The sequence below is a fragment of the Rickettsiales bacterium genome (genome assembly GCA_033762595.1).
Classification (GTDB): domain Bacteria; phylum Pseudomonadota; class Alphaproteobacteria; order Rickettsiales; family UBA8987; genus JANPLD01.
Genome location: JANRLM010000078.1, coordinates 19,050 through 31,662 on the forward strand (window position 1 = coordinate 19,050; position 12,613 = coordinate 31,662).

A 12,613-nucleotide genomic window follows, 5' to 3' on the forward strand; every position below is an offset into this window, starting at 1 on the left:
TATTATATTTCAAAAAGTTTTAAGAATATACCATAATACGCACTCAGGTTTTGAGCCGGAAACATAATTGGCATCATCTTCATCTGCTGCAGAATCTGTGCAATCTCCAATTGATTGTGAAGTAATCACTTTGCCGCTATAAGCAAAGCCGTCATCAATTTTTTCATCGATGAACTTAATTTGATCGCCTGTTAGCAAGCCTTTCCCCAAGTTTGAGCAACTTAGAGGTACGGAGGAAATTCTCATTAGAGATGTGCTATATGAAGTTGTAGATGTTGAAGATTCGGCATCATTATCAACACTAATAAATCCAAAAGAGATTCCATCTAATGATAATTTGGGGTATCTATTTCCTACTTCGCAATCAGCGTGAGAGTCCGCTGTAATTGCCGTAAATGTTGTATCTAAAATTTTTGATAATTCAAAATGTTTCCAAGCTTTATAAGTTTCTGTTTGATTATCATATATTAGATTTCCAGTTCCATTACATCTTGCAGAAGTATTAGCACAATTTGTTCCCCAGATTGTGAAAGCATTATCCATATCACCGGGTAATTGCTTATATTGCTCTTGAAATCTAGTATGCAGTGCTGCATATTGTGTAATTTCCTTTGATAAAGTTTGCATTCTTGAAATTTCAATTAGATACTGCCCCCCTAAGATGCCAGTAATTATTAGTGCAACTATTACTAAAACGATTACAAGCTCAATAATTGTGAAGCCTTTCTTGCTATTTTTCATATAAAATTTTTCAAAAAATAATTTTTTATCTTATTATCCATTTATATTTTAAGCAATAATATAAGATTTTCTATGGCTATTCTTACATCAGTGACCCATATCACGCATTATAAATATGACAGATTAGTAAGTTTATCTCCGCAATCTGTGCGTTTAAGGCCGTCACCGCATTGTAAAATTCCGATTAAATCTTATTCGCTAAAAATTTCACCCGCTGAACATTTTTTGAATTGGTATCAAGATATTTACGGCAATTGGGTTGCAAACATTGTGTTTCCTGAGAAAATTAATGAATTCAAAATTGAAGTTGATGTTAAAGCGGAGGTTAGAATTATCAATCCGTTTGATTTTTTTATTGATAAACAATTTGAAAATTTTCCGTTTGAATATGATGCAAAAACTAAAGATGAATTATTCGCCTATCTAAAACCCACAGAAAATGGTGAGAAATTGATGGGTTTTATCAAGGAAATTTTAGGCCTCAAGAAAAATCAAGATTTACAAAAATTTTTATCTTCAAAAAATTTTAATAGAAATACTATTGATTTTATCGTTGAGGTAAATCGCAAGGTTAATAAGGCTCTAAACTATATAATCCGCCTTGAACACGGCGTTTATTCTTGTGAGGAAACTTTAACTAAAAAATATGCTTCCTGCCGAGATATGGCTTGGCTTCTATGCAATATCTTCCGTCATCTTGGCATTGCAGCAAGGTTTGTTTCGGGATATTTAATCCAGCTTAAACCAGACGAAAAGCCAGTTGATTCTGATCTCGTTGGAGTTGAAAATGATGTTGTGGATCTACACGCTTGGACAGAAATTTATATGCCTGGTGCCGGCTGGGTTGGGCTTGATGCAACTTCTGGCTTGCTTGCAGGTGAGGGTCATATCCCTCTTTCAGCTGCCCCTCATTATGAAAATGCTGCACCAGTTTCAGGGCTTGTTGATTATTGCGAATGTGTAATGCATCACCATATGGAAGTGCATAGAGCGTTTGAAGATGCAAGAGTTACCAAGCCTTTAAGCAATATTGAGTGGAATGAAATTGAAGCCCTAGCCAAAGAAGTTGATAAAGATATAAAAAAGAATGATATTCGTTTAACGCTAGGCGGTGAGCCAACTTTTGTGTCTTCTGAAAATAGAGATGCACCTGAATGGAACACTGCCGCAATGGGTGAAGAAAAAACCGCAAAATCGGTTGATTTAATATTTCGTTTGCGAGAAAAATTCGCCAAGGGTGCGGTTTTACAATTTGGCCAAGGTAAATGGTATGGCGGTGAAACCTTGCCAAGATATGCCTATGGTTGCTTCTGGCGATTAGATGGGCAGCCTATTTGGGCGAATAATGATTTAATCGCAAGCCCTAAAAAAACTTCTGAAAATGAAAAAAAATATAATCTTACAGATGCAAAAAAATTTATTGAAACCCTCACAAATTGTCTAGGTATTTCACAAAAAGCAATTATCCCTGCTTATGAAGATGTGCCTTATAATTTGCTGAGGGAAAGGATTTTACCTCTCACTGGTAAAATCATTAAAAATGCTGAAAAAGATGATGAGATAAAAAGATTGCTAAACCTAAACAAAGCAGAGCTTAGCAAGCCAAAAGGTTTTGTTCTGCCAATTTTATATAGTATCAAACGCAAAAAATGGATTTCAAATCTCTGGAAATTTAGAAGTAAATATCTGCTTTTAATTTCTGGTGATTCACCGATTGGCTATCGTTTACCAATGAATAGCCTGCCTTATGTTGCCTCTGGAGAACAAGAAATTCCCCCGCTTAGAAGCAATTATGATGATTTGGAAAATTTTGAATCTTATGAAAAAATAAAAAAGAAATTCCAAACTAAAATTTCTAAAAAACCAAGTGATAAGGAAAATAATTACCTTACAAAAGATGCAAATGGCTATGTTAGAACCGCCCTTTGTGCAGAAGTTAGAAATGGAAAATTACATATTTTCTTACCCCCACTTTATTATTTTGAACATTATCTTGAATTAATTTCTGCTCTTGAAGTAACCGCTGAACATCTTGATATTCCAATTATTTTAGAGGGTTATGAGCCACCAAGAGATTATCGCACTAAGCATTTTCATATCACGCCAGACCCTGGTGTGATTGAGGTAAATGTTGCCCCAGCAAAAGATTGGGAGGAGTTAAAATTCATCAATAATACGCTTTATGAAGAAGTAAAATATTGCAAACTCACTGCTGAAAAATTTATGCTAGATGGCAGATCCGTTGGCACAGGTGGCGGAAATCATATTGTTGTAGGTGGTGCAACGCCTAGCGATTCACCCTTTTTACGTCGCCCTGATTTGATAAAAAGCCTGCTATTATTTTGGCAAAATCATCCGAGCCTTTCTTATTTGTTTTCTTCAATTTTTATTGGCCCAACCTCACAAGCACCAAGGATTGATGAGGCTAGAAATGATGCTTTATATGAACTTGAAATTGCACTTAATCAATTTGATAAAAACAAAAATATTCCTCATTATCTAGTTGATAGATTACTTAGGAATATTTTAGTTGATTTAACCGGCAATACGCATCGCACAGAAATATGTATTGATAAATTATATTCACCAGATGGAGAGCGTGGAAGGCTTGGATTACTTGAGTTTCGTGGGTTTGAAATGACACCTCACGCAAGAATGAATTTACTACAAATTCTGCTTCTTCGTGCGATAATTTCTAGTTTTTGGCAAAAGCCTTATGAGGGCAAATTAATTAGATGGGGAACGCATCTGCATGATAAATTTATGCTTCCTCATTTTGTTTGGGAGGATTTTTCAAATGTTCTCACAGAGCTTGAAAATCGTGGCTATAAATTTGAAAAAAATTGGTTTTCTGCACAATATAATTTTAGATTTCCAAGATATGGTTTTGCAGAAATTGGCGATGTTAAAATTGAACTAAAAATGGCATTAGAGCCTTGGCCAGTATTGGGTGAAGAATCAACTTCATTTGGCACTTCAAGGGGGGTTGATTCTGCGATTGAAAGGCTTCAAGTTTCAGTTGAGGGGCTTGATAATCAAAAATTTGCTTTGCTAGTAAATGGCTATGAATATAAACCACAGAATTTGAGTAATGATAAAAATATTTTTGGCGTGAGGTTTAAGGCTTGGCAACCCGTTTGGACGCTTCACCCAAATCTGCCTGTTAATTCACCTCTTGTGTTTGATGTAGTAAATAGAAAATCAGGTGTTGCGATTGGCGGTTGTAAATATCACATTGTGCATCAAGGTGGCAGAGCATATGACAAAATGCCAGTGAATGTAAATGAGGCTGAAGGTAGAATGATTTCCCGTTTCGAAACTATCGGCCACAGCCAAAGAAAAGTTAAAATAAAAGAATATATCCCAAGCCCTGATTTCCCTCTTACGCTAGATTTAAGAAGGACAATTTAAGCACAAAAAAACCCCTAGAGAAATATCTAGGGGCTTTGAATTTGAATCTAAAAGAATTAAATTAGTTAGCCTTTGGAGCTTCTTCAGTTTTTACAGCTTTAACAGCTTTTTCAACTTCGCCTTTAGCTTTTTCAGCTTCAGTTGCAGTAGCTTCAGCTGCTTTATCAGCTTCTTTTTTAACTTCTTCAGCAACTTTTTTAACTTCTTCAGTTGCTTTTTCTGCAGATTTCTTAACTTCTTCAGATGCTGATTTTACTGCATCAGTAATAGATTTAGTTTCAGCAGAAGCTTCCTTTTTCACTTCTTCTTTTTTAACTTCAGCTTTATCAGATTTTTCTTCAGATTTGAAGCCGTTAGTTGCTACCGCTGCAATTATTGCAACACCAGCGATTAAATAGATTAGTTTATTTTTCATAAAATTAAGTATATTAAGAGATGTTAATAAGTATTTGCGATATTAATATTACTTAATATTCTTTACTCAAGATAAATTTTTCTAAAAACTAAAAATTAATTATTTTATGCCTAATAGTGATAAAACTACATTGAGGCTTGCTAAATTGTTCCCAAGCATCGTTACCTTGCTTGGAATTTGTTCTGGGGTTTCAGCAATTAGGTTCGCACTTGATGAAAAATGGCAGTTAGCGGTTACTTGCGTTGTAATAGCAACCTTACTTGATGCTGTAGATGGCAAATTTGCAAGAGCCTTGAAAGCAACTAGTAAATTTGGTAGCAATCTTGATTCCCTATCTGATTTTATAAATTTTGGATTTGTGCCGCCATTAGTGATTTTCTTGTGGAGTTCTTTCCAAGTGCCTAAATTTGGCTGGGCTTCCGTGTTATTTTTTGTTGTGTGCTGTGCAATTCGCCTAGCAAGATTTAACAGCGATATTGACGCAGAAGATGAAAAACCTGCCGAATGGAAAATCCGTTTTTTTAAGGGTGTTCCTTCGCCAGCAGGTGCTTTAGCGGCCCTTGCACCTATGATGATAATGTTTGCGGTAGAAGATAAATTCATTCAAAAATATGATTATTTTGAATTTTTAGAAAATCCATATTTCTTGATATTTTACCTTGCCTTTATCGCAATTTTAATGGCAAGCAGAGTGCCAAGTTACTCGCTTAAAAAAATCTTAATTAAGAAGAAATTTTTATCATTATTTTTTATTTTTATTGCTGGTTTTATTGTATCAGCACTTATTCAGCCATGGCTTATGATAGTTTTTACGGGCGTTGTTTATTATGCACTTCTGCCAATTAGTGCCTTACATTATCTGAAATTAGAGAAAATGAATGCCTAAAATTTTTATCATAGCTGGTGAAAAATCTGGTGATAATTTAGGTGCAAAATTAATTTCAGCACTTAAAGCCAAGCAAAATGATATTGAAATATTCGGAATTGGCGGTGAAGAAATGGAAAAAACTGGGCTTAAAAGCCTATTTCCGATGAAAGAAATTAACCTAATGGGCTTTGCAGAAATAATTCCGCATCTGCCAAATCTAATAAATAGAATAAATTTTACTACCAAAAAAATCTTAGAAGAACAGCCAGAAATTGTTATCACTATTGATTCTCCCGGCTTTAATTATCGTATCGCAAAAAATTTGAGGAAAGCTAATTTTAAGGGGAAATTAATCCACTATGTTGCGCCTTCTGTTTGGGCTTATAAAGAAAAGCGGGCAAAAAAAACAGCAAAATTATTTGATACTCTTTTATGTATTTTACCTTGGGAGCCACCCTATTTTGAAAAATATAATCTAAAAACTTATTTTATTGGTCATAGTTTATTTGAAAATCTGAATATTTTAAGCGACTCAGAAAAACAGAATTTCAGAGAAAAACTTTTTGCAAAAAATAATATTAAAAATGATGAAAAATTAATTTCAGTTTTTGTAGGAAGCAGGCTTGGAGAAGTAAAAAAACATTTGCCGATTATCAAAAAAGCTCAGGAATTAATTTCGCAAAAAATTGATTGCAAATTTGCGTTTTTAACAATTCCACATTTGCAAAATTATCTTGAGAGTGAAATAGGAAAATCTGATAAAATTATTATTTCTTCTGAAAATATTGAGAAGCAAAAAATCATTCAAATTAGTGATTTTGCGATTGTGAAATCCGGCACGATAAGCCTTGAGGTTGCAGCCCTAAACTGCCCTCAAATTATTTATTATAAGGTAAATAAATTATCGCATTTTTTAATTATGCGAATGATAAAAATTAAATTCGCGAATTTGATAAATATTTCTGCGAATGAAGAAATTATCCCAGAGTTAATTCAAAATAACTGCACCGCAGAAAATATTTCTGAAAAAGTTTTGGAGTTTTTGGAAAATAAAAATTTATCAATTTCTCAGCTAGAAAAGGCTAAAATTGAACTAAAAAAATTAGGGTCAGAAAGCAATCAAAACCCAAGTGAATTAGCTGCTGATATTATATTAACCGCCCTCAAGCATTCTATCAATTAATTGTTTAACGCTTGGAATGAAGCCATTTGCATAAAAAGGATCTTCCGCAAATTTATAAGCATTATGCCCAGCAAACATAAGATTATCTTCTACAGATTCTCCATTAATAATATTTTGCAAGCTTTTTTGAATGCAATAACTTCTTGGGTCAGCTTTTTTACCAGTTGTGAAATCATCTTTATCTTTCCAGTTGGAAAATCTGCAATGGCTAAGGCAACCCATACAATTTATTTGATCAGTAACAATTTCCTCAGATTTTTGTTTTGATACAAAAATCAAGGTTTCATCAGGTGTTTTCATTGGGGTATCAAACCCTTGTTCCATATAATCTTTGGCTCTTGGTAAATCCTCACCTTTAACATAAACTGGTCTGCCACGAGGGGGTAAGGGCAAAGCCTCAGTAAATTCACCTTCTGGGGTGGCTCTAAACTCAATCTGCCTTTCTTCCCTGCCTTTGAGTTCCTGCAAGAATAGATTTTCAACCGCACTAGAATAAAAGCCAGTAGGGCTGAAGCGATTCAAATAAACATCACCTTTTTTGAGGGTTAGCAGTCGTTTTTTCCAATCATTCGGGATTGGGCTTTCTTTGGTGAGCAACGGCCTTGTACCTAGCTGAAATGCGATAGGCCCAACTTCTTTATTATCAAACCAATCTTGCCAATCTCGAAGATTCCAAACACCACCTGCCATTATGATTGGGGTTTCTTGCAAGCCAACTTCATTCATAAATTTGCGAAGCTCAACAATTCTTTCATATGGAGATTGCGGAACATTAGGGTCTTCGCCGTTTGATAATCCATTATGCCCTCCTGCAAGCCAAGGATCTTCATAAACAACACCGCCGAGCAGATGTTTTGTTTTTTCATAAGCACGCTTCCACAATGCTCTAAAAGCACGCATTGAAGAAACAATTGGATAATACATTACGTCATATTTTTCGGCAATTTCTGATAGGCGATAAGGCATACCAGCACCGCAAGTTACGCCATCAATAAGCCCTTTTGCTCTATCTAAAATCCCGTGTAAGATTCGCTCAGCACCGCCCATTTCCCAGAGGATATTCATATGAACTCTGCCATTTCCGCCAGAGATTTCCTTTGCGATTTTCGCCTGTTGAACACCGCCTTCAATGCCCATTGCAATAAGTTCCTCATGTTTTTCTTTACGAGTTTTGCCGTAATAAACTTGTGGAATTACTTTGCCATTTTCGTCATATCTTTCAGCATTAACGCCAGAAAAAGTGCCAACCGCACCTTCCGCTGCAAATGCACCAGCACTTACGCCATTGGTAGCACCAATACCTTTGCCACCTTCAACCAGTGGAAGATACTCCTTTCCTTTGATAATCAGGGGCTTTAAGCCTTTTAATTTTGAAAGCCTTTCTGAAATAGAAACCAAATTAGTGCTAATATTATTGCCAAAATTATCTATTTTATTTGAGAAATTATTGATAATTTCATTCATTGCTAAATTATTTTTAATCATTGTTGAAATTATTTTTAATCATTGTTGTAGTAAGAAATTTCTTATAAAGCACAATTTATATAAATTTCTAGCCTAAAGACAAGTTAAATTAAAATATGCTTATAAATAGTTAGATTTGAATTATAGAAGATATAATTTTTGGTATTTTAATTAACCCCGATGTTTGAAATGGGGTAGGGTTGGCTTTCATGTGATTTTATAAAGAATACACTACTTGCACTCAATTAACAAAGACCGTGAATTTGATTCTAGACCATACAATCCATATTGATTTGCAGAAAGTGAAGAGTTTTTGTCTGAGGATTTTTCTATTACTTTATAGCCAGATGTAGAACATAATTTTCCAGCTTTTGCATAACATTCAGCCCAGCTTAATGCTGTTCCCGAACAATTAATTGTGTAACCTTTCTTTCCATTAGGGGTAAAGGTTTCCTCCGAAACAGCACAGGATTCTAGAATAAGAATTAAGTTTAATATAAAAAATAATTTCATAAATTTTACTTTTTAATTAGGTAAAACTTTTAATATAAATTGCCTAAAAATGAAGTGCCTGTTTCCAAGCATCTAGGCTGGCTTCGTGCATCATTTCGCTTAAGGTTGGGTGAGGGAAAATCGTGTGGAAGAAATCTTCTTCAGTGAGTTCCGCAGTTTTGCCAATTACATAACCTTGAATCATCTCAGTAACTTCTGCACCGATTAAATGTGCACCAAGTAATTCGCCAGTTTCAGCATTGAAAATAGTTTTAATCAAACCATCAGTTTCACCAAGTGCAATCGCCTTACCATTGCCAATATAGGGGAATCTGCCAATCTTAATGTTATATCCAGCTTCTTTGGCTTTATCTTCGGTTAAGCCAACTGATGCAATTTGTGGGTGGCAATAAGTGCAACCTGGGATATTTTCCCGCTTCATTGGGTGAACATGTTTTTTATATTTGCCTTCTTTTTCAGCAATTTTTTCAACGCAAATTACACCTTCGTGTGATGCTTTGTGAGCAAGCCAAGGGGCTGAAACTACATCACCGATTGCATAAATATTTTCCTCATCAGTTTGTAAAAATTCATCAACCTGAATTTGATTTTTTTCAACCTTAACGGCAGTGCCTTCAAGCCCAAGATTTTCAGTGTTTCCAACAACGCCAACCGCAACGATAACTCTATCAACTTTGAGTTCTTCAGTTTTGCCTTCTTTATTTTTGAGGATTGCCGTTACATCATTTTTGCCTTTTTTAAGTTCCGCAACAGATGTGGAGGTTTTGATTTTGATGCCTTGTTTTTCAAATGCTTTATGTGCTAACTGGCTGATTTACTTATCTTCAAATTGTAAAATTCTATCTTGAACTTCAACAATAGTTACATCTGCACCCATAAAATTATAGAAACTTGCAAATTCAATTCCTATGGCACCACTACCTACAACTAGCAGAGATTTAGGCATTTCATCAGGTGTCATTGCTTTTTTATAACTCCAAACTAATTGCTCATCGTGTTCCAAGCCAGCAAAGGTTTTTGCCCTTGCACCAGTTGCAAAAATTATGTGACGAGCTTCAAGGTCAGCGATTTTTTTGCTATCTCTATCACCGCTCTCACGCACGGAAACTTTACCTTTGCCATTTAGTTTTCCATAGCCATTAAAAACTTCAACCTTATTTTTTTTCATCAAATGTTTGATGCCTTGCGTAAGTTTTGCCGAGACATTTCGGCTACGCTCAATCACTTTTTTGAAATCAAATTTGATGTTTTCTGCCGATAAACCAAATTCTGAGAGATTATGCATTAGATGATAAATCTCAGAACTTCTAAGCAATGCCTTAGTTGGAATGCACCCCCAATTTAAGCATATTCCGCCAAGATGCTCCTTTTCAACCAGTGCAACTTTGTAACCTAGCTGAGAAGCACGGATTGCCGCCACATATCCACCAGGCCCACCGCCAATTATTGCAATATCAAATTTTGTATTTTTAGTTTCTGACATAAAAAAGTTTATTTTTTCTTTATAACCTAATAAAAGAAATTACAAAAATATCCATAGTTTTAATGAGAAAATTTTCAGAAAAGATTGATAATTTTATAATAAAAATCACTCCAGAATGGCTTAAAAAAGCCCTGCTAAAAATCATCAATAAATTGCCGAGTAAATATTCAAGTTGGGTTTTGAACAATAGATTTCTCTCAATTTGCATTATTTATGCACTAAGAGGGCTTTTCCTTCGCCCATCAATGTGGGCGGTTTATGCCTCAATAGCTGCTTATTTTAGCTGGAAATAAATTAGAAATATTACCTTCTATTTCCTAAAATTTGCATTAGGTGAATGAACAGATAAACAAAATCAAAATATAATTGTAATGCACCAATTATCGCTGATTTATTAGCAATTGCAGGGTTTCCGCCTGAAACATAATATGCTTGTTTAACTTTTTGAGTATCATAAGCCGTTAGAGCAATTACCGCAATTATTGCAACTATATTTGTAACTAATTGCATTCCAGTGCTTTTGAAAAAGAAGTAATTTAACAGACCCGCAAAGAAAACACCGATAACGCCAATCGCACCGAAGGTTCCCCAGCTTGTTAAATCTTTTTTAGTGGTATAACCAAGCAAGCTCAAACCGCCGAAAACTGAGGCTGTGATAAAGAATGTTCTAGCAATACTTTCACCAGTGTAAATTGCAAACATTGGTGCTATTGAGATTGAAAGAATCGCTGAATATGCAAAGAAGGTTAGTTTTGCACCATTTTCAGACATAGAATACATTCTAGGCATTACAAGAAAAGCCATACCAAGAATTGCAAAAAAACATACCCATCTAAGTTGGAATGCTAGAGCTGCAAATTCAGGGCTGGTGTAGGCAAAATAAGCAACTAAACCACTAACGCCAAGGCCAGCAGCCATGTAGTTATAAACTTTTATCATATGAGATCTTAAGCCTGCATCAATGGTTGTGGATTGTGCTGAGGCGTAATTTGTATAATCTTTCATTTTTTCCTTATTAGGTTATGCATATAATATACACTATTATTATATGTTTTTCAAGGGTAACTGGATTAAAGTTTTGAGAGAGGTTATTCAGTAGCAGATTATGTTAAATTTTGTTGCTTTTCCTTTGTAGTGTCACCCCGCTTCAGGCAGTAACATCTGCCTTCAGTATTGCGGGGTTAACCATAATGCACGCTCAAATCTTGAGTCTTAGAGGCACTTCCAACCATTAACCCCGCAATAAATGCGGGGTGACAATTGGTGATTAAGTTGTTAAAATCTATGTTTTGATAACACTACCAAAGTTCTTTTAATGATTAAAACTCTTCCCAGCCATCGCTTGCAGGGGTTGCATTAGTAGAAATTTTTTCTGCACCTGTTTTATTTTGAGCTGAAATTTTAGGTTTTGAATTTGCACTTGCACTTGGTTTAGTCTTAACTTTAGCCATATTTTGATTAGCTGTAGAGTGTTGAATTTGCTTAATTGATGAATCATCAATTTTGAAGAAGCTAATCATTGATTGCAACTCCTCAGCTTGTTGGCTTAAAGATTCTGCAGATGCAGTGTTTTGTTGAACCATAGCCGCATTTTGTTGCGTCATTTGATCAAGGTTGGAAATCGCAGAATTTACTTGTTCAATGCCAGTTGATTGTTCATTAGTTGCATTTGTAATGCTTGAAACAAGTTCAGTAAGTTTGCTTACAGAAGAAACTATTTCACCAAGGCTTTCACCAGATTTTTGTGCAATATCAACGCCGTCTTTAACTTTATTTACGCTATCTGAAATTAACTCTTTAATCTCTTTAGATGCTTGCGAGCTTCTACCAGCTAGATTGCGAACTTCTTCCGCAACTACAGCGAACCCCTTACCTGCATCGCCTGCACGAGCTGCTTCTACGGCGGCATTTAGAGCAAGAAGATTGGTTTGGAAGGCAATTTCATCAATAACGCTAATTATATCAGCAATTTTCTTAGAGGAATCTTCAATTGATTTCATCGCAAGAACGGTTTTGCCAACTGATTCCCCACCCTTATCAGCAATATCTTTGGTTTTTGAAGATAAAGTTGAAGCCTGATTTACATTCTGTAAATTTTCACGAACAGAAGCCGTCATTTGCTCCATAGAAGCACTTGTTTCTTCAAGGTTAGAGGCTTGTTGCTCAGTTCTTGCTGATAAATCAGCACTACCAGCTGAAATTTCTGCTGAAGCAGAAGCCACATTTGAAGCCGTGCCGATAATTTTTGAGACCATATCTTTCAGGTTATCAATAGTTTCATTAAGTGCGTTTTGCATATCACCAAATGAGCCTTTGAATTCACCCTCAACGCGTTTAGTTAAATCACCAGCTGAGAGTTTTTTAAGAACTTCAATAGAAGTGTTAAGAGGTTTAACAATAGCGTCCATTAAACCATTCATACTTGAAGCTAAATCTTTATAGAAACCATCAAATTCTGAAGGGTTAAGCCTGTTATCAAGGTTACCTTGATATGCACCATCAATTAGATTTTGCACTGCAAATTGTGCTTTTTTG

General features: G+C 35.2%; 10 protein-coding genes and 1 pseudogene. 4 read left to right on the plus strand and 7 right to left on the minus strand.

What is annotated here, in order from left to right:
- Positions 1-9: 9 nt before the first annotated feature.
- Positions 10-741: a type II secretion system protein gene (locus tag SFT90_05680; protein MDX1949972.1), complete on the minus strand. Its 732-nt coding sequence runs from the start codon at positions 739-741 to the stop codon at positions 10-12.
- 72 nt (positions 742-813) lie between these two features.
- Here SFT90_05680 and SFT90_05685 point away from each other — a divergent pair, with 72 nt between their 5' ends.
- Entirely contained in the window at positions 814-4,152 is a 3,339-nt protein-coding gene (locus tag SFT90_05685) for a transglutaminase family protein (GenBank protein MDX1949973.1), read from the plus strand.
- Positions 4,153-4,213: 61 nt separating this feature from the next.
- Here the strand turns inward: SFT90_05685 and SFT90_05690 are convergent, their stop codons facing one another.
- Positions 4,214-4,567, minus strand: coding sequence for a hypothetical protein (locus SFT90_05690; protein ID MDX1949974.1), 354 nt, complete (start codon positions 4,565-4,567; stop codon positions 4,214-4,216).
- 106 nt (positions 4,568-4,673) lie between these two features.
- Between SFT90_05690 and SFT90_05695 the strand changes: the two genes are divergently transcribed.
- Together SFT90_05695 and lpxB are read left to right on the plus strand one after the other, a co-directional pair.
- Positions 4,674-5,453: a phosphatidylcholine/phosphatidylserine synthase gene (locus SFT90_05695; GenBank protein MDX1949975.1), complete on the plus strand. Its 780-nt coding sequence runs from the start codon at positions 4,674-4,676 to the stop codon at positions 5,451-5,453.
- Positions 5,446-6,618, plus strand: a complete 1,173-nt coding sequence (gene lpxB, locus SFT90_05700) for a lipid-A-disaccharide synthase (protein ID MDX1949976.1) — start codon at positions 5,446-5,448, stop codon at positions 6,616-6,618. Before SFT90_05695 ends, lpxB begins: the two co-directional genes overlap by 8 nt.
- Here the strand turns inward: lpxB and SFT90_05705 are convergent.
- The 3 genes and pseudogenes from SFT90_05705 to lpdA form a co-directional block, all read right to left on the minus strand.
- Positions 6,589-8,103, minus strand: a complete 1,515-nt coding sequence (locus SFT90_05705) for a nitronate monooxygenase (protein ID MDX1949977.1) — start codon at positions 8,101-8,103, stop codon at positions 6,589-6,591. The genes lpxB and SFT90_05705 overlap by 30 nt on opposite strands.
- Positions 8,104-8,313: 210 nt before the next feature.
- Positions 8,314-8,595 carry a hypothetical protein gene (locus tag SFT90_05710; protein MDX1949978.1) on the minus strand — a complete coding sequence of 94 codons (282 nt, stop codon included), beginning with the start codon at positions 8,593-8,595 and terminating at the stop codon, positions 8,314-8,316.
- Positions 8,596-8,638: 43 nt separating this feature from the next.
- Positions 8,639-10,078, minus strand: a pseudogene (gene lpdA / locus SFT90_05715) (dihydrolipoyl dehydrogenase).
- A gap of 62 nt (positions 10,079-10,140) precedes the next feature.
- Between lpdA and SFT90_05720 the strand changes: the two are divergent.
- Positions 10,141-10,371 carry a hypothetical protein gene (locus SFT90_05720; protein ID MDX1949979.1) on the plus strand — a complete coding sequence of 77 codons (231 nt, stop codon included), beginning with the start codon at positions 10,141-10,143 and terminating at the stop codon, positions 10,369-10,371.
- Between the two features lie 10 nt (positions 10,372-10,381).
- On the opposite strand, the gene SFT90_05725 is transcribed toward SFT90_05720, so the two are convergent.
- Together SFT90_05725 and SFT90_05730 are read right to left on the minus strand one after the other, a co-directional pair.
- The gene (locus SFT90_05725) at positions 10,382-11,083 is read right to left on the minus strand and encodes a Bax inhibitor-1/YccA family protein (protein MDX1949980.1); all 702 of its coding nucleotides are present in this window, start codon (positions 11,081-11,083) and stop codon (positions 10,382-10,384) included.
- A gap of 314 nt (positions 11,084-11,397) precedes the next feature.
- Positions 11,398-12,613 (minus strand): methyl-accepting chemotaxis protein (locus tag SFT90_05730; protein ID MDX1949981.1); only part of this gene is annotated, 1,216 nt, incomplete at its 5' end.